Genomic DNA, 20,444 nt, shown 5'->3' with positions numbered 1-20,444 from the left:
ATCCCTTGTAAAATTTAAATTTCTTTAAAAGATATTGTGACTTAATCAGATTTTATACTGCTAAAAATACATTTTTGGTCTTCTGTGTTCAAAACCACCCAATAAATCAATAATATCTCGGGCATTATCTGAATTTAATCGCTGTTGTTCTGAAATATTTTCTTCTTTGTCCAAGCATTCAACTTCGCCCCAACACGCAAACGCATGTTCAAGTACTGTCATACCTCTCGGTGAGTGCATTTTTATATCGGCTTCTCTATCAATAAGCAATTTGACATTTTTTAATGAATAAGCTGAAATTGCAGAAAATAGCGGTGTATAGCCATTTCTATCTGGCATATTGATGTCAACACCAACGTCCAATAAATATTCCAAAGCAGCACTACTTCGCTGACAGTTTGCCGCATAGAATAAAGCCCGAGATTGTTGCAAATCGCTGCCTTTTTCGTACAAGAATTTCACTAAATCTGCATCACCATGCTGAGCAGCTAACGCAATCGGCATCATTTTTTTTGCATCTTCAATGGATAAACTTGCACCATGAGCAACCAGTAATTCAATCAAAGGTAATTGACATTGAATCACCGCCAAATGTAGGGCTGTTTGCTGCATCTCATCTTCAGACTGTTGATTAATATCGGCTTTATATTTTAACAACAACTGGCTTAATAATTTCAACTGCGCTAATTGGATTTTTTCATCCTGACAGTTCACAACTAATTGTAGTGGTGTGTGGCCTGTAACAAGGTCTATGCGATTTGGATTTGATCTTGAATTAAGCAATAAATGAATCGTGGTTTTATCTTTCGCATAACGTACTGCCATAATTAACGGGGTTCGAGCAATATTATTAACAGCCTTGTCTGTTGCTTCTATTTTTGCCTCTAAATCAGCCCCTTGTTTTAATAATTCTTCGACCAATTCAGCACAACCTAGCTTGGCAGCAATATGCAATGCTTGTTCGCCCGCCTGATTAATATAGTCAATTTGAGCACCGTGTTTAAGCAAGATTCTAACAGTAGTTAAGCGTTGTTTTCTAAATGCTTTTATATTTTCTGGACTTCGATCATTCCCAACATATTCACTTTCAACCGCAATTTGTAATGGCGCACGTTCATTAAAATTAAAATTGGCATCTGCACCATGATTTAACAGTAATTCTATAATATCAGCTCGGGCATATTGAGCCGCTTTGTGCAATAGGGTGCTGTCATCCCAATCTTTGCAATAAACATATTTTGGATTGAATTCAAGATATTGTTGGATTTTTTCGATTTGGCCTTGCTTAACCGCATGTTGTGCAGCGACGAAGGTATATTGTGGTGGTTGGTCTAATAATTCAGGGGTTAATTGGTCAAGTGGAATATCATCTAAAACAGGTTCAACTTCTTCCTTTTGTCCCATTGATGTTAAGCGTCCAAACAAGCTCATTGCTCACCCCTGCTTTGTTATTTTTAACCCTATTGTAGCAGACAAATTTAACTGATGCTGTGTACTTATTTTATAGGATAGAACTGCTTACTTGATGGAATTAGCAATCTTTTAAATCAGTCCGCTTTTGATTATGGTTTTTCATTTCCAAACTATCAAACCAATACAATCATTTTAGATTTCCCGCATCAATCATAAAATATATTTATCACTAAATTACATCCAGCACTAGCAAAGCTAGAAATAATCAGCTATTGTCAAAAAATCTTAATAAAAAAATATTATGCTGCGATGCAGAAAACTTATAATGAAGAGGAAAAACAAATGGCGCAGTTGATTAATCTTGAGGGTAAAAAAGGCTTAATCGTTGGTATTGCGAATGAAAGCAGTATTGCTTATGGATGTGGTCAAGCATTTCAGGCAGCGGGTGCAGAATTAGCTGTAACTTATTTGAATGCCAAGGCTGAACGTTTTGTGCGTCCATTGGGCGAAAATTTAGACGCATCGATTATCATGCCCTGCAATGTAGAGCAGGAAGGTGAATTAGACGCTGTTTTTGCTCAAATTGAAAAAGGCTGGGGACAATTAGATTTTATTGTACATTCAATTGCATTTGCACCATTGGCAGATTTGCATGGGCGTTTAATCGATTCTTCTCGTGAAGGCTTTTTGCAGGCCATGGATGTGTCTTGTCATTCTATGTTACGGATGGCGAAATTGGCAGAACCTTTAATGAAGCAAGGCGGTTGTATCTTAACCATGAGTTATTACGGCGCAGACAAAGCGATTCCAAATTACAACTTAATGGGGCCTGTTAAAGCAGCCTTGGAAGCCAGTGTGCGTTATTTAGCATTGGAATTAGGTGAAAAAGGCATTCGTGCTCATGCAATTTCTCCCGGCCCATTGAAAACCCGCGCAGCTTCTGGTTTAGCTGATTTCGACCAATTAATGCAAAAAGCACAACAGCAATCAGCTCAAAAGCGTTTAGTTAGCATTGAGGACGTGGGCGCATTGGCTGCATTTATGGTCAGCGATGCCGCAGCGGCAATGACAGGCGAAACATTATACGTTGATGCAGGCTATCACATTGTTGGATAAGAAATAATTACTTTAAGGATTGGCTATAGTCGTTTTATTTTAAAGTGATACAGGACTGGCAGTCCTCAAATTTGAAAGTGTTTGATATTTGAAATATTAAAGGATCACCAGTCCTAACACACAACAAAAAATTCACTATATCTTGCGATGAACAAGGTTGCTGATTCTTAAGTTTATTAAATTTTATCCTTAAAGAGAGAATATACCGTGTTAATTTTGCCAGAAGACGAGAAATATTTAGAAAATGCCACCTTTGATGAGATTAATGAAGGTGATAGTGCATCAATCGAACGCACGTTAACTATGGAAGATATTAAATTATTTGCCATTATGTCGGGTGATGTGAATCCCGCACATTTAGATCAAGAATATGCAGAAAAAAGCATGTTTCATAAAATCATTGCGCATGGGATGTGGGGCGGCGCATTAATTTCAACCGTATTGGGAGCAAAATATCCCGGACCGGGGACGATTTATTTAAGCCAATCTTTAAAATTCAGTCGTCCTGTCACCTTGGGCGATACGATTACGGTTAAATTGACTGCGATTAAAAAAGAGGCTGAAACCCATCGTGTAACTTTTGAGTGTCTTTGCGTCAACCAACATGATAAAGCGGTGATTAAAGGCGAAGCGGAAGTGATCGCGCCCACTGAAAAAATTCGTCGTCAGCAAGTACCTTTACCTAAAATTCGTCTGACTGATCGTTATGCGGGTTATCAGCGTTTGATTAATATGGCGGAATCATTGCCAGCGATTCGTATGGGCGTAGTGCATCCTGTTAAAGCCAATAGTTTATTAGGTGCAATTCATGCGGCTGAAGCAGGTTTAATTGAGCCTATTTTAATTGGTCCTGAAGCGCGAATTCGTGCCGTAGCGGAACAGGAAAATGTAGACATCAGTCAATATCGTCTCATCGCAACTGAATATAGTGAAGAGGCAGCTCACAAAGGTGTGGAATTGGTGCGTCAGTTGGAGCTTGATAGCTTAATGCGCGGTAGTTTGAGTTTACAAGAGATGATGCACGCGGTTGTGAAATCTGACACAGGCTTGCGTACTTCGCGCCAAATGAGTCACGTACAAATTCTTGATGTACCTAGTTATTCACGTCCCTTGTTTTTCACCGATACGGCATTGAATATCAATCCAAGCTTAAATGTAAAACGCGATATTGTGCAGAATGCAATTGATTTAGCGAAAATGTTAGGGGTTGAAATACCAAAAGTAGCGATCGTTTCTGCATTGGAAACCATTGATCCCATATTACCAACAACATTAGATGCAGCGGCTTTATGCAAAATGGCAGAGCGCAATCAAATTACAGGCGGTATTATTGATGGGCCTTTAGCTTTTGACAATGTGATTTCTAAAGAAGCGGCGCAAGCAAAAGACATTGAATCTGAGGTTGCAGGCGAAGCCGATATTATTTTAGTGCCTAATGCAGAAGCAGGTCATTTATTAGCCAAGCAGATTGAATTATTAGCTGATGGACAGGCCGCAAATATCGTCATGGGTGCACGAGTGCCAATTATTTTACCGGGGCGTGCAGATAGTCAGTTATCACAAATTGCCTCATGTGCAATGGCGACTTTAGTTGCACATCGACGTTTAGAATTATAGTCCGTTTACAGTCGTCCTAATTGACTAAGCAAACCCTCAGCTAAGCTGGGGGACTCCTGTCAGCTTAACCTCCCATCACCAACGCTCTCATTTCTTGCGCTTGTTTTTCTCCATTTACTTAGGCTCATTGGACTCAGTTTAAATATTTTGCAGGGATTTTTTTAATCTTCCTCTTTTCTTTACATGGACTTTGCTGGTTCAGGTTTTTGGATAGATAAAATTGAGTCATCGTTTTATGCAAAACAAGTTTTATATTCCTGTCCTAGGATTTACACCACGACCCGATATTAAAATCACAAAAATGTGACTGCGCAAAATATAAATAAAAGTTATAAGAAACAAATTATTGCCTTTAATTTATTTGAGTAATAATTGCATAATTACTGTTATACTTTACTTAAAATATCGGTATCTGAATTCATTATTAAGGGGTAGGGTATGTTGATACGTTCACGTCTAAAATTCCTATTGATTTATCAAATTTTTATCAGTGTTATGTTTGCTATTCCTACTGCTCAAGCCTTAACGGGAATATCTCAACTCGCAACAGGTGGTTATTACACTTGTGGGAAAAATAGTACTGGGGTGAAATGTTGGGGATACAACGGAACAGGTCAACTCGGTGATGATACTAGTACAGATCACCTTACTCCAATAGATGTCAGTGATTTAGGTAGTGAAGTCTCCGCTGTTGCTTTAGGTGAATATCATTCTTGCGCCTTACTGGATACGGGTACTGTGAAATGCTGGGGATTTAATGGAAATGGTGAGTTGGGTGATGGAACAACCACAGACCGTTACACACCCGTTGATGTGAGCGGTTTAACGGGTGTGTCTGCGATTGCTTTAGGTGGTGCTCATGCCTGTGCCTTATTGGATACAGGTACTGTGAAATGCTGGGGAATTAATACAGATGGTGAATTAGGCGATGGAACAACCACAAACAGCAATATACCAGTAGATGTGACTGGGTTGACGGGTGTATCTGCGATTGCTTTAGGTCCTTTGACTTCCTGTGCCTTACTGGATACAGGTACTGTGAAATGTTGGGGAAATAATGGGTATGGTGAATTGGGTGATGGGACAACCACAGATCGTTACACACCAGTGGCTGTGAGTGGTTTAACGGGTGTATCTGAGATTAGTTTAGGTGAGAATCATAGCTGTGCCTTACTGGATACGGGCAGTGTGAAATGTTGGGGATATAATGGTAATGGGCGACTTGGTGATGGAACAACAACGGACAGTTCTACGCCCATAGCAGTGAGTAGTTTGACGGGCGTGTCTGCGATTGCTTTAGGTAATTATCATAGTTGTGCCTTGCTCAGTACGGGTAGTGTGAAATGTTGGGGGTATAACGGGAATGGCCGATTGGGTGATGGAACAACGATAGATCAATATACGCCAACAGCCGTAAGCAGCTTGACTGATGCCTCAGGGCTTGGTTTAGGTAAATATCACTCTTGTGCCTTACTTAGCACCAGTGGGGTGAAATGTTGGGGATTTAATGAGAATGGTCAAATCGGTGATGGTACAACTTTAGAGCGTCAGACCCCTGTTGATGTTGCCACTATTCCTGAGGTTAACCTTGTCGGTAACGGTAATTCAATTATAAACGGCGATGTAACGCCTGCTACCAGTGATGATACCGATTTTGCTACGACACCAATCAATACACCCGTTGATAAAACCTTTACGATTGAAAATAGTGGTGATGGCAACCTCACATTATCTGGTGATCCAGAAGTCACTTTAACGGGTACAGATTGCGCTATGTTCAGCGTGACCAGTCAGCCCAGTTCGCCTATTGCCTCAAGTGCTAGCACAAACTTTACCGTTCGTTATAATCCAACCGCAGCAACAACCCACAATTGCACGGTCAGTATTGACAATGATGATACTAACGAAAATCCTTATGATTTTGCGATGACAGGCATTGGCGAAAAATTAGACCAAGCTATTACAGACTTTTCTCTACCAGCGACAGGGGTATTAGATGATAGTATGACTTTAAGTGCCACAGGTGAGGATTCTACTAGTTCAGTCACATTTGCCAGCAGCACAAACAGTGTGTGTACCATCAATGATGGTTCTAGTTTAAATTTTATCAGCGCAGGTACTTGTACTGTGACAGCAGACCAAGCAGGTGATAGTAATTACAATGCGGCCCCTCAAGTCTCTGCTGACATTACCGTTTACCCAGCCTTGGCAAATGTCACTCAAGTTTCAGCAGGAAAATATCACACCTGCACAATAGTTGATGGTGGGATAAAATGTTGGGGATGGAATAGTAGTGGTCAACTGGGCGATACTTCCACCATAGACAGTTTTACTCCAGTTGATGTCAGTGGTTTAAGCAGTGGTGTGTCCGCTATTGCTTTAGGTGATTTTCATTCTTGCGCCTTACTTGATACAGGTGGGATAAAATGTTGGGGATCGAATGGTTATGGTCAACTTGGTGATAGTTCTACTACAGATAGCTCTACTCCAGTCGATGTCAGTGGTTTAAGCAGTGGTGTGTCCGCCATTGCTTTAGGTGATTATTATTCTTGCGCCTTACTCAATACAGGCGGGATAAAATGTTGGGGATCAAATGGTTATGGTCAACTTGGTGATGGTTTTACTACAGATAGCTCTACTCCAGTTGATGTCACTGGCTTAACCAGTGGTGTGTCCACTATTGCTTTAGGATTTAGACATTCTTGTGCCTTACTCAATACGGGAGGGGTAAAATGTTGGGGATATAATGTTTATGGTCAACTTGGTGATAATTCTACTACAGATAGCTATATTCCAATTGATGTCACTGGTTTAAGTAGTGGTGTGTCCACTATTGCTTTAGGTTATTATCATTCTTGTGCCTTGCTCGATACGGGAGGGGTAAAATGTTGGGGATATAATGCTTATGGTCAACTTGGTGATAGTTCTACTACAAGTCGTTATGCCGCGGTGGATGTCACTGGTTTAAGTAGTGGTGTGTCTGCGATTGCTTTAGGTTATTATCATTCTTGTGCCTTGCTCGATACAGGTAGTGTGAAATGTTGGGGGGAAAATAGTAATGGCCAACTCGGCGATAATTCTATTATAAATCGTTATACGCCAATAGATGTGAGTAGCCTAAATAATGTGACTGATATTAATTTAGGTTATTATCATTCCTGTGTCTTGCTTGACACTGGCAATGTGCAATGCTGGGGATATAATAATCATGGGCAATTAGGTGATAACTCTACTACAACGAGTTACGTGCCTGTTCTTGTTAAAGTCTTGCTTCCAGAAATTAATCTTGTCGGCAACAGCAATAATATTAGCGATGGCGATACAACCCCTGCTACCAGTGATGATACCGATTTTGGTAACACACCAATCAATACACCCGTTGATAAAACTTTTACCATTGAAAATATAGATACTGGAGAGCTTACCCTTTTAGGGAGTCCTATCGTTGCCCTGAGCGGTACGGGTTGCACCATGTTCAGCGTAACCAGTCAACCTACTTCTTCAATTGCCTCAAGTGCCAGCGCAAACTTTACCGTTCAATATAATCCAACCGCGGCAGTAACCCATAATTGCACAGTCAGTATTGACAATACTGATGCTGATGAAAACCCTTATGATTTTGCGATTACAGGTACAGGGATTGCGCCAGAAATAAGTTTACTCGGGAATGGCAATGCTATTGTAGATGGAGATACCACACCTGATGCGACTGACGATACAAAATTTGGTAGCACAGAAACTAATCTTCCTATTGATAAAACCTTTACGATTGAAAATACAGGTACGAATACACTTAACCTTTCAGGTAGCCCTGTAGTCGCATTAAGTGGTACAGATTGCACGATGTTCAGCGTGACAATTCAGCCAACGTCTCCGATTGCAATCAGCAGTAATGACAGCTTTGGTATTCGTTATAATCCCACTGTGACAGGGACACATAATTGTACAGTCAGCATTGATAATGACGATTCAGATGAAAACCCATACGATTTTGTAATTACAGGTACGGCTATAGCTGCATTAGCCCCTTCCGAGCTTACCGCAAATACTCCAAGCCTTGATAACATTGCCCAAGGTGTGAGCCTGTCATGGACTGATAATAGTGCGAGTGAGGATGAGTTTATTTTGGCGCGAAATGGTTCTGTATTGGTCACTTTACCTGCAAACAGCACCAGCTATATTGATACAACCGCAACAACATGTGACAGGACTTATAGCTACAGTTTGAAAGCACAACATACCAGTGGTGAATCAAGCAGTGTATCTGTAACAGCCAACATGCCAGAGTGTGTATTACCGCCAGAACCTGCTCCACCTAATGCACCAATCAACTTTGCCGCCAATGCCGTTAACTATAACCAAATTGAATTAATCTGGGTTGATGAAAGTTCAATTGAAACAGGCTATCGGGTTGAACGTAACAATACTTTAATCGCCACGTTAGATGAAAATACCGAAACTTATACAGATAACAATCTTAATTGTGAAACGACGTATAACTATGAAATATATGCTTACAACAGCATTGGAGAATCAGAGCATTTAACCGCGACGGCAACTACATTTACTTGTCCACCAAATACACCGAGTCAACTCAGTGCAACCGTGACTGCTGATAATATCACTTTATCTTGGGAAGATGTGGAAGGCGAAACCAGCTATTTAGTGACCCGCGAAGCTGTAACAACACGTAGGCTGAGAGCAATCACAGAATTTGATTTAGCTGCGGATTCCACCACATTTACCGATTCAGAGTTTGAATGTGGGCAATCCTATGATTATGCGGTTGCCGCCGTTGCTGACAGCAGTGCATCCGCCGCAGCGACCATTACAGTTGATGCAGAACCTTGTTTAATAGCCCCAGTTGCGCCCAGCCAATTAAATATTGCTTCAATTACAGATACCCATATTTCACTCACATGGTTAGATAACAGTGACAATGAAACAGGATTTTATGTTTTCAATAATGGCAATGTAGTTCAAGAAATAGCTGAAAATAGTGCAAGTGCGACAATTCAAAATTTACAATGTGAAACGGCTTATACATTCCAAGTGGCTGCATACAATGCTGAAGGACAAGCATATAGTGAATCCATTACGGCAACCACCGCAGCTTGTCCACAGGTCAATTTAATTGCCCCTTCTCATTTCGTAGCAACGACGTTAAATAACCAAGTTCAACTGACATGGAATGATAACAGCTTAAATGAGGCAGGTTTCCCAATTGCGCGTAACGGTAAATTTATGATAGTGACCCCTATCAATGCAGCATCATTTATTGATACCAATACGACTTGTGGTACAGAATACATTTACCATCTTTATGCAACAGATAATGTGATTAACGTTGGTGGTTTAGAACAAATTGTCACAACACCAGCTTGTTTAGATGAGGGTGAGTTTTATATCTATCTCAATACCGTTGGCGCAGGCATCATCAATAATTGCAATGCAACCGCTTGTAGTCTCTCAGCCACAGCGGGTTCTACAATTAACTTGGCTGCAACACCGAGTGAAGGCTGGCAATTTAGCCATTGGAGTGGTGATTGTACCAGCCCACAATTAGTTGCAGATGTTGAAAAAAATTGTGTCGCCCATTTCAGTCAAATAATTATAGAGCCAGAATCAGAGCTAGAACCTGAGCCTATTCCGCAAGCTATCATTATCAATCCACTTGATCCAAATATACCTACAACCACAGTGTCTATACCCTATATTGGTGCTGATTTATGTGGTGCATCATTCAGCAACTACAATTCAATCACAGGCAATCTTGATATTTGTAAAACAGGCAGTGTTGCAGGGGGTAATCTGATTGGGGACAATATAAATGCAGGCTTGGTTTCAAGCTTTACCTTAAATGAAGAAGCAACGATTACAGGTGGTCGAGTCAGTGGGTTTAGTACTAATCAAGGCACGCTACAAGATTTAACCATCACTCAATACTCCGAAGTCACAGGTGGGTTTTACGCGGGTTTGGTGGATAACAACGGCACGATGATTGATCCATATATTAATGAAGGCAGTACGATTTACAGCACCACAGGTCAAGGTACAATTCAAGGTATTACCCAAAATAAAGGCACAATTCAAGGCACAATAAAATTAGGGGTTAATACGGCAATTATTGGTGGCACAATCTCTGGCATCATCAGCGCACCAACCCGTTCACCTGCTTATATTGGTGCAGCAAAAATTCTCCCCGGTTCAACTTTACAAAATGTATATTTAAGTCCAACTGTACAATTACCGCGAGATGTGACTTTAATCAATGTAAAACAAGCCTTAAATCCTGCTGAACCCAGTTTAGATGATTTTGGGCTGAATGTTGTGCAATTGAATGACTTGGATGCTAGAACCATCGTTGCGATTGAACCTGCAGCGATGGCTTTATTTGACCGTTACGAAATAGCAGATATTCCAACCGATGCTTTTGCAGGTATGACTCCAGAACAGACTGCCACGCTTGGACCTGAAACACTAAGCAATGTCAGCGTGGAACAATTTGAGCAATTACCAGCCGAAGCACTCGCAGGATTCACTGCTGATAATATTACTGCGCTTAGCCCCAAAGTCATGCAGAGTTTAAGCCCTGAGCAATTGGAAGCGTTTAATATTGAATCACTGCAACAAGCAGAATTAGTCGCTAAATTATTAACTAATATTGATTCTAATACATCACAAGACATCATTAATAAAATCCTGCCACAAGGCTGGAAAGTGACAGCAACAGGTAAAATTATTCCCTCTGTCGGCTCAAAATTAAGCTTTAAAAGTGTAGTGAATCGTTTACCAAGCACGGTATCAACACCCTATTTAATAGACCTTCAATCGAGCTTTTCAATTGGTGGTGACATTATTGAGGGTGAAAATGTAACTGAGCCAACTGTAGGAAATGATCTTAATACTGGTTTACAACAAACCCCAACTATTGATTCTGTTGATTTAAACCAGTTTATTTTTACCCAAAATGACCATGGAATATTCAATGTGGCGGGAACGGATGATTACAAAGATATTGTATTTGCGTTTATGCCTAATGCCAATAATATCGAGCAAGCCCCATTAGATACGCCTGTCGGTTTGACCACGGTTGAAGGCGGTTATTTCCAAATGGTCACACCTGATAAACAGGAATTTGTCCTAATCAATGCGCCGAATAATCCCTTAGGATTACAACAAGCTTTAGGCGGTGAAAGTACAATCAAACTCAGTCCAACAGGTGATGTGTTGATGCGTATAGATACCACAAAAAATAATACGCGCAGTCGTAATCTGCGTTTTGAAACTGATGTGATGGTGGTGGGTATGTTTGATGCGTTTGTTGAGCCTGCACCTGATGGTTTTTGTGCTGATGCAGAATTTTGTGATTTCGGTATGGAATTCCCTTCTGATTTTGGCCACTTACGTGCCCGACAAGAAGCAAGAGTGATTTATCCAGATGGTAGTGCACAAAGTATTTATCCTACAGTAATTTATCCCGAAACCTTGGTGAATTTATTAGAGCAATATGAATCCATTCGTAAGGTACTTTACAAATCAGATGGTACGTTTGAGGTGACGGTGTTAACCGATAAGCAAGAACAACAATACAGCTTAACTTCTAACATTGACGTAAAAGTACGTACTTTAGATGCTGGGGAAAAACGTAAGCCTAAAATCAATTTGCAAGACAACGTGTTATTGTATCAAGTGCAAGAAGGTGATGATTTATTAAGCTTTTCTTTGAATATTGATTCTTTATAAAGCTATAAATGGATTCCATTTTGAATATTATCAACATGCCTGATTTTTAGGACTAATCCTTCAAAGAATGGCAATTCCAATACAAAAGCCACCTCGCGAACCAGGGCAATTAAAGGGTATGTTTAAAGTCGATGCTGCTGCTTTTTTTGAGCCATTGCCAGAAAAAAAAGCAGATTGATATTTAAAACCATGTACTCGAAATTTACTACCAAGTCGAAACTCAGAAAAAAACCGTATCCTCTGAGATTGTTTGTGCAAAGGCTTCAAATTTAGATTTTGCTTTTTTTGATGTTGTGCATATGGATTTAGGTAATGAAATCCGCCTTATTTCAGCAAGACAAGCAACCTCAAGTGAAAAACGATTTTATGGAGAAAACAATGACTACACATAATGATGAAATGTTAGAAGAGTATGATTTTTCAAATGCAGTACGAGGAAAATATACAGAGCGATTAAAATCGGGTTCTAATATTGTCAAACTTGATGATGATGTTGCCGAACTTTTTCCTGATGCGCAATCTGTTAATCAGGCTTTGCGGACGCTTGGACAACTTATTCAACAACACCAAAAAGTAGCTTAAGCAAATTCAAGGCAGTATGTTTTAACTGCATTCCTTTAGTTTGTGAGTTGAGCTAAGATTTCTATGTCTTTTTTTAGAAGTGCGTTAATGGTTTCATTTAAGGAAAAAGTTTGACCTTGTGTTTGTAATTTTTGCATAAAAAACGCTTTTACTTCTTTGTCCAAGTAAATTGGTATATCCAGCTCTTCCAAAAGGTCTGTAAAATTTTCCTTGTTCAACATTGCTAAATAGGATTTATTAAGGAAGTGGCGTTATGATGACTGATACAGAAATAAAAGCCCAAGGCGTACAAATCTTAGCAACTTATCTTGGTAATGTTGAAATGGAGCGGTTTATTGCCTTAATTCAAAGAGAGCCGTTTGATTATACTCAGTGGCATCAAAATTTAGATGAAGAGTCAAGTATTGAGGAAATAAGTCAAGAAGCAATGGCATTGAGAAGCAAAAGAAAGCAAACTCAACACAGCGCATCTTGACTACATTCCTTCAAGTTTGTGAGAACAAGATAAAACTTACCAAAGTATTTGTACATCGTAATTTGAAAAGAGTGCATCAACTGTGAGTAATGTCATATTTTCAGAGTTAGCTTGTGAAATTAATAATCTATCAAATGGGTCTTTGTGGTGAAATGGTAGTGTTTGTAAATTTAGAATATGTGTTAATGTAATGGGCAAAAGTTGTATATCGTTATGTTCACATTGTTTTTGTACTAGTTCGCTTAATTCAATATCTAATTCTAACTTTCCCAGTTGCTGTTTAATTTGCATTTCTAAAATACTGGCTAAACTTAAATAGGCTTGATTTTGTTTGTTTTGATAAGCAGCTAAAGCAGGTTGAGATAATTTTTCAGGGGCAAAGCGTAGCCATAAGAATACATGTGTATCAAGTAGCAGCTTCATTGTTATTCACTCTTTCCTAACCAAAATTCATCAGGTAATGGTTCTGCAAAATCTTCGCTCATCCGAATCTTGCCAGAATATTCGCCTACTGTTCGTTGTTCATTTTTTACTTGTTTAGTGTTTTCTTGTCGTAAAATAATGACTTCAATTATTTCTCCTTCAGAAAAGGGCAGCCCTTGTAAATTGAGCATACCATTTTGAGCAACTTTTGTTTCTATACGATGTGCAAACATAAATTGAATTCCTTTAATGAACATTTTCCAACAAAGCATAGCTTTACAGGCAGGCATTATCAAGTTGAATGATAAGCAAACTCAACGCAGAGCGTTTTGACTGCATTCCCAATTCCCACAAACTTGTGGGTGTAGGGTATTTTGTATTCACTTATTATCCATACCGAGCAAACCAAGATGGAACAGTTGCATTTTCTCCTCTAAGGTTTTCACATATAAAATAAATAAACTCACAGGCTGCCTTATGTGCTGACATATCTTTCGGAATTCTATTTGCAGCATAAAAAGCATCATCCATTTTTATTAGCATTCCTGTTGCAGAGAAAATATGCTGTCTGTCTTTAGCATCATCTTCAAGCGATACTACATTGATAGCATTTGCAATTAGAGCAGTTTGAACTTCAGTTATAAACTGAAAGTGCTTCCATTCCATGTCATCATTTGTTGTCATCTTTATTACCTCTCAAATAATAATTGAATCTAATTAAGTAAGTTTCTAGTTCAAATATCATACCCCAAAAATATTCCCCATTAAAACCCTCAATTATCAGTCTATTTAAAAATAACCATCTAAAACACAAAACCCCTTAACCCGCTGGTCAAAAAAGTGCATACTATTATCAATTAAAAAACAACACTTATCCGTCAATTCATCATTGACAACATCCAATCCGAATCAAAAATATATAGGGGCTTGAAATGATACTGAGAATAACCTTTCTGCTATTGCTGCTACTGCATATACCTGTCACTCAAGCAGCTTACGACTCGGCGGCGTTCAATCAAGATAAACCTCTGAAACTCTCGCGGGTTACGCCCAATGGAAAAGATGTCTATCCCGCGCGTCAAATCGTCTTCACCTTTAACCAACCCGTGGTCGCACTGGGTAAAATGGAACGCGATGCCGCAGAAATCCCCATCAGTATCACGCCTCAACTCAACTGCCAATGGCGATGGATAAACACCAGTAGCCTTGCCTGTGAACTCAGCGCAAAAGACAAACTCGCCTATGCCACCCGCTATCGCATACTGGTACAAGACAAATTCGTCACCACGGCGGGCAAAAAATTAATCAAAACCTATTCGCACCACTTCATTACTGAACGCCCCAAAATCAATTACACTTATTTCAATACATGGCGTGCACCCGGTATGCCTTTATTACAAGCGACATTCAATCAACCCGTGAGCAAAACCTCGGTTGAAAAACACCTGTATATGAAAAAGCCCAACGGTCGCCGCGTGGCAGTCAAAGCCAAATTGCCCAAAGATGCAACCACCAGCAACGACTTTGCCCAAACGTGGATTGTGTACCCCAAACGCTTATTGCCACTCAACAGCAAAATCACCTTAAATATAGAACAAGGCTTAAAATCCAAATTAGGCCCTGAGCGTGGGATTCAAAACGAAGTCGAAACCAAGTTTCATACCTTCCCAGAATTCAAATTTTTAGGTATTGAATGCGATGATTTACAAGATAATTCGATCACATTAGGCGCACATGAAAAATGGTCAAAACGTTGTAATCCCTTGCGTCGTATCGGATTACGTTTTTCTAGTCCCGTGATTTCTGACATCATCAAACAAAATCTACTCATCATGCCAGACTTAGCAGGCGGACGAAAAGACTATGACCCGTGGAAAAACGCCAGCAGCTATTCACGTTTAGGTGAATCCAATTACAAAAACAAAACTTACATGGTCTGGCTGCCTGAATATTTACGCGCCTATAAACTCTACAATTTGCAAAGTGTGGGGACAGCAACGTTTCGCGATGAATTCGGTCGACCGCTGAAAAATCCAATCGATTTAGCTTTTGCCACTGACCATCGCGCCCCAGAACATGACATGCAATATCAATATTCGGTGTTAGAACAAGGCGTTGATAGCGAGCTACCGATTTATATCACCAATTTAGAAAAAGTCGACATCAGATACCAAACGCTGGGCAAACAAGGCTGGTCTGAATTGCTCAATACCAAATTGGAATACCCCAAAATCCAAGATGTGGCAATTAAAACCCCGTTCAATGTCCGCAAGTTACTCAATGGAAAATCGGGTGTGGTGCAAGGCTATTACAAAACCACGCCGAAAACTGATAATCATGAAGAAAATCGCTGGTTTTTCAGCCAAGTCACGCCGTATCAAATCCAAGTCAAATTAGGTCATCACAACACCTTAGTTTGGGTCACGGAATTCGCCACGGGTAAACCTGTTGCCAATGCAACTGTCAATATATTCTCAGGCAATTATCAACCACAACGTGAACCATATAAAACTTTAACCAGCGCAACCACCAATGAACACGGTGTAGCAATGTTGGCGGGGACGAGCGAACTTGATCCTAAATTGAAAAAAGTCGGGGTTTATAGTCGTGATAAAGAACGCTTCTTCGTGCAAGTTGAAAATGGTGAAGACACTGCGTTGTTGCCGCTTGATTATGAATATCAAATTTCGATGTATGATTTAAATCTGGATTATTCGCTGTATCCTTCAATGCGTAAGCAATACGGGCATATCCACACTTGGGGTACGACCGCACAAGGGATTTATAAAGTCGGCGATACGGTGCAATACAAAATCTTAGTGCGCGACCAAGACAATCAACGTTTTATTCCCGCGCCTACGGAAAAATATACTTTACAAGTACAAGACCCAATGGGCAAAACCGTGCATGAAGTCAAACAAGTGAAGCTTAATGAGTTTGGTAGTTTACACGGCGAGTTTACGATTCCGAAAACGGGTGCTGTGGGTTGGTATGCGTTTAATTTAAAAGCGGATTTCACTAAAAGTAGTTGGCAACCGATGCGAGTATTGGTCAGTGATTTCACCCCCGCGCCATTCCGTGTTAGCACTGAAATTCAAGGCAAATTATTCAAACAAGGCGATACAGTCAAAGTCGATACCTTAGCGAAATTGCACGCTGGCGGTGCGTATGGCGATGCGGAAACCCGTGTCACTGCGATTTTAAAACCCCGTAGCTTAAACCCAACACATCCCGTTGCCAAAGGCTTTTGGTTTGATGTCAGCACTGATAAAGATTACGACTCAACCATTTTCCAAACCACAGGCAAAGTCGATGACAAAGGCGAAATGCTCACCGAATTCACCTTGCAAAACTCACCGATTTTATACGGTCAACTGACTTTAGAAAGCGCGGTCAAAGACGATAGAGGTAAAAACGTCGCCAGTTCTAGCACCGCTAAATATGTCGGTCGAGATCGATTTGTCGGCACAAAACAAGAAAGCTGGCTCGCCACCGCCAAACAAAATAATGAGATTCAATTATTGGTGGTCAATGAATTTGGGCGACCCACCACAGGCACAGCAATCAACGTCAAAATCGAACGTGAACAAGTCAAAGCTTCCCGAGTCAAAGGCGCGGGCAACGCTTATTTAACCAAATACGAACGCTCTTGGGTTGATGCTGGTACATGCCAACAAGCAGATTTAAGCTCAGATATTGAGTCATTGACGTGTACATTTAATCCTGAAAAAGTCGGCGATTATCGTTTAACTGCGACAATTCAAGATACTGAAGGCTTAAGCCATAGCACCACGGAAACCATTTGGGTTGTGGGTTCTGGGATGGCGATGTGGGCGATGCCAACGGGCAACGGTTTGCACATTACGCCTGAGCAACAAAGTTACAAAGTCGGTGAAACTGCGAAATATTTGCTTAAAAATCCGTACCCTGAAGCACAAGCGTTGATTACCGTTGAACGTTACGGCGTGTTGGACAGTTGGACACAAACCATTAGCAACAGTATTGAAGTGATTGAAATCCCAATTAAACCAGATTATGTACCGGGCTTTTTCGTTTCTGTGACATTGTTCTCACCACGGGTTGATAAACCGCTAGGCGATGGACAAGTGGATTTAGGCAAGCCGACTTATAGAATGGGCTACGTTAAAACCATGGTCAACGAGCCATATAAAAAACTCATTGTTGACATCAAAACCGACAAACCAACTTATCGCCCACGCGAACAAGTCACAATTGATTTTCAAGTGAAACCATTAAATGCTGAAATGCAAACCGAGCAGCCGATTGAATTAGCGATTGCGGTGTTGGACGAATCGGTATTTGATTTGGTGCAAGGTGGAAAAGCGTATTTTGATCCGTATGAAGGTTTTTACAATTTAGATGATTTGGACATGGCGAATTTCAGCTTGTTGACCCGTTTAATCGGTCGGCAGAAATTTGAGAAAAAAGGCGCGAATGCGGGTGGCGATGGCGGCATGGGCTTAAGTATGCGCTCAGTGTTCAAATATATCAGTTATTGGAATCCGTCAATTCCTGTGGATAAAGATGGCAAAGCGCAGATTCAATTTAATGTCCCAGACAATTTAACGGGTTGGCGCGTGTTGGCGATTGCGGTTACGCCTGATGACAAAATGGGTTTAAGCGATGCCAATTTCAAAGTGAATCAACCGATTGAATTGCGTCCGATTATGCCGAATCAAGTGCTAGAAGGCGACAGCTTCCATGCAGGATTTAGCGTGATGAATCGCACTGAGAAAACCCGCCAATTGAGTGTTGATATTCAAGCCACAGGCATGATTGAAGACGGCAAACAAGCGTTTACTCAAAGCCTGACTGCTGAACCGTATCAACGTTATAAATTGTGGATGCCGTTAACAACCAAGGATGACGGACATGTGCATTTTGTCGCAACCGCTAAAGATGACGAAGAGCAAGATGGTTTAGAGCATCATTTAATCATTCATCCACGCCGTGCAATGGACAGCCAAGCGACTTACGGCACAACCATCGCCAACAAAATCACCGAGCAAGTAGCGATTCCACAAGACATTTATCCTGATGTGGGCGGCTTAAGCGTGACTTTATCACCGACTGTGATTGGTGGGGTTAGCGGTGCGTTTGATTATATGCGTGATTATCCGTATGCGTGTTGGGAACAGAAGTTGACCAAAGGCGTAATGGCTTCACATTTCAATCAGTTACGCGATTATGTCAGTGATGTGGTTTGGGATGAAAGCGAAACCTTGCCACAAAGCACTTTACAGTTAGCCACCGATTTTCAAGCCTCTAACGGCGGTATGGCTTATTTTATTCCGACCGATAATCGCGTTAGTCCTTATTTAAGTGCTTACACTGCGTTGGCGTTTAATTGGATGCGGGAACGGAGTTTACCTGTCAACGATAAAGTCGAGAACAAATTGAATGACTATCTGTCGCGCTTGTTGCGGAAAAATATCGCGCCTGAACATTATTCGGCAGGCATGTCATCTACCGTGCGAGCGGTTGCATTAGCCGCGTTGGCGAAACAGCAAAAAGTCACGCGTGAGGATATTAAACGTTATCAGCCTCATGTGGATAGTATGAGTTTGTTCGGTCAAGCGATGTATTTACAAGCCGCGATTCAAATTCCGCGCACCCAACGGATTCAAGATGAGGTGGTGAATAAAATCTTGTCTCATGCTAATCAGACTTCGGGTCGGGTGTCATTTGTGGAAGATTTAGACAGCAATTACAAACGTTTATTGTCTTCTCCATTGCGGACTGAGTGTGTGATTTTAAGCGCGTTATTGCAATATGATGAGCTGTCAAAAAGCAAAGCAAGCACAGATGTCGGTGATCTGCCGTTTAAACTGGTGCGTCAAATTACCCAATCTCGCAAGCAAAAAGGACATTGGGAAAATACCCAAGAAAATATGTTTTGTATGAATGCCTTGATTGATTATGCGCGAATTTATGAAAAAGACAGCGTGGATATGGCAATTACTTCATTCTTGGATACTGAGCAATTGGGTTATGTTGAATTCGATGACGTGCAAAACCCTGCGGAAACCTTCGCCCATCAAATGACTTCTAGCGATGTCGGTCGTGAAGCGGTGGTGAAATTGCAGAAAGAAGGCTCAGGACGGATGTATTACAACTTGCGTTTGCAGTACGCGCCATTGGATGAGAAAGCCGAGGCGGTGAATGCAGGTATGTCATTGCAACGTGAATATCATGTGGAACGTGATGGAGAATGGGTGTTATTACAAAGCCCGATGCAAATTAAGGCAGGCGAATTAGTCCGTGTGGATTTGTATTTGTCCTTGCCTGCTGCGCGTCATTATGTCGCGGTGAATGATCCTGTTCCCGGTGGTTTAGAACCTGTCAATCGAGATTTAGCCACGGCCTCAACTGTCGATGCAGATAAAGCAGGCGGACAATATGCAGGCGGTTCATTGTGGTTCACGCGTAATGATTGGTCAGGCTATAACATCTCATTCTGGAGTTTCTACCATAAAGAGTTACGCCATCATGCAGCGATTTTCTACGCAGATTATTTGAGCGCAGGCAATTATCACTTGTCATACACCGCTCAAGCGATTGCTGCGGGCGAATTTAGCGTGATGTCCACTCATGCAGAAGAAATGTATGAGCCTGAGATTTACGGCAAAAGTAAACCTGCGAAGTTGATTGTCACGCGGGATTAATTAGACGTTATAAGTTGATTGAAACGCTCACTGTCTTCTGGATGGTGGGCGTTTTTTTGATTTATAGATAGTTATATGCTTTACTTTTTTGAAGTATTCGTATGTTTTTAGGATAAAAAATGAATCAAGTGCTGTAGGTTGGGCTGAGGTACGAAGCCCAATGTTACCAGAATCACATTAAGTTATATTTTTTGTATCATGGCATGTTGTTTTGTTGGGCTTCCTTCGTCAACCCAACCTACCGAGCTTAGAACAATCTATTGATGAGTCGTTTATTGGCAACCACAAGATAAAAACGTTGAAGCGCATTGATGATACACATAGATTAGTTTATGCTGTAAATAATGAAAAAATTACAATTATTTCCTGTCGTTATCATTATTAGA

At 40.7% G+C, this 20,444-nt stretch carries 11 protein-coding genes; 7 read left to right on the top strand and 4 right to left on the bottom strand.

The annotated features are described in order from the left end of the window. Positions 1-60 precede the first annotated feature (60 nt). Positions 61-1,431 carry an ankyrin repeat domain-containing protein gene (locus tag ABXH34_RS00155; RefSeq protein WP_353569822.1) on the bottom strand — a complete coding sequence of 457 codons (1,371 nt, stop codon included), beginning with the start codon at positions 1,429-1,431 and terminating at the stop codon, positions 61-63. A 324-nt stretch (positions 1,432-1,755) separates the two neighbouring features. Here ABXH34_RS00155 and fabI point away from each other — a divergent pair, with 324 nt between their 5' ends. The 5 genes from fabI to ABXH34_RS00130 all read left to right on the top strand — a co-directional run bounded on the left by fabI (position 1,756) and on the right by ABXH34_RS00130 (position 12,949). Then, positions 1,756-2,529 carry an enoyl-ACP reductase FabI gene (gene fabI / locus ABXH34_RS00150; RefSeq protein ID WP_353569821.1) on the top strand — a complete coding sequence of 258 codons (774 nt, stop codon included), beginning with the start codon at positions 1,756-1,758 and terminating at the stop codon, positions 2,527-2,529. A gap of 207 nt (positions 2,530-2,736) precedes the next feature. Next, entirely contained in the window at positions 2,737-4,146 is a 1,410-nt protein-coding gene (locus tag ABXH34_RS00145; protein WP_353569820.1) for a bifunctional enoyl-CoA hydratase/phosphate acetyltransferase, read from the top strand. Positions 4,147-4,584: 438 nt separating this feature from the next. Next, complete coding sequence (locus ABXH34_RS00140) at positions 4,585-11,892, top strand: RCC1 domain-containing protein (RefSeq protein WP_353569819.1); 7,308 nt, start codon at positions 4,585-4,587, stop codon at positions 11,890-11,892. A 312-nt stretch (positions 11,893-12,204) separates the two neighbouring features. Then, positions 12,205-12,474: a hypothetical protein gene (locus tag ABXH34_RS00135; RefSeq protein WP_353569818.1), complete on the top strand. Its 270-nt coding sequence runs from the start codon at positions 12,205-12,207 to the stop codon at positions 12,472-12,474. 253 nt (positions 12,475-12,727) lie between these two features. Further along, positions 12,728-12,949, top strand: a complete 222-nt coding sequence (locus tag ABXH34_RS00130) for a hypothetical protein (protein ID WP_353569817.1) — start codon at positions 12,728-12,730, stop codon at positions 12,947-12,949. A gap of 36 nt (positions 12,950-12,985) precedes the next feature. On the opposite strand, the gene ABXH34_RS00125 is transcribed toward ABXH34_RS00130, so the two are convergent. From ABXH34_RS00125 to ABXH34_RS00115, 3 genes are all read right to left on the bottom strand, one after another. Next, on the bottom strand, positions 12,986-13,372 hold the full coding sequence (locus tag ABXH34_RS00125) for a type II toxin-antitoxin system VapC family toxin (protein ID WP_353569816.1): 387 nt from the start codon (positions 13,370-13,372) through the stop codon (positions 12,986-12,988). A 2-nt stretch (positions 13,373-13,374) separates the two neighbouring features. Further along, on the bottom strand, positions 13,375-13,605 hold the full coding sequence (locus ABXH34_RS00120) for a hypothetical protein (protein ID WP_353569815.1): 231 nt from the start codon (positions 13,603-13,605) through the stop codon (positions 13,375-13,377). A 154-nt stretch (positions 13,606-13,759) separates the two neighbouring features. After that, positions 13,760-14,056: a hypothetical protein gene (locus ABXH34_RS00115; protein ID WP_353569814.1), complete on the bottom strand. Its 297-nt coding sequence runs from the start codon at positions 14,054-14,056 to the stop codon at positions 13,760-13,762. A 248-nt stretch (positions 14,057-14,304) separates the two neighbouring features. Here ABXH34_RS00115 and ABXH34_RS00110 point away from each other — a divergent pair, with 248 nt between their 5' ends. Beyond that, a complete protein-coding gene (locus tag ABXH34_RS00110; RefSeq protein ID WP_353569813.1) occupies positions 14,305-20,058 on the top strand; it encodes an alpha-2-macroglobulin family protein in 5,754 nt (1,917 codons plus the stop codon). A 211-nt stretch (positions 20,059-20,269) separates the two neighbouring features. Next, a complete protein-coding gene (locus ABXH34_RS00105) occupies positions 20,270-20,443 on the top strand; it encodes a type II toxin-antitoxin system YoeB family toxin (RefSeq protein ID WP_353569812.1) in 174 nt (57 codons plus the stop codon). The last annotated feature ends 1 nt before the right edge of the window (position 20,444 follow it).

Source organism: Candidatus Albibeggiatoa sp. nov. BB20 (assembly GCA_016744725.1).
In the GTDB taxonomy this organism is placed as follows: Bacteria; Pseudomonadota; Gammaproteobacteria; order Beggiatoales; family Beggiatoaceae; genus Albibeggiatoa.
The sequence above is the reverse complement of the archived record's forward strand: the minus strand, read 5'-3'. Positions and strand labels throughout refer to the sequence as shown.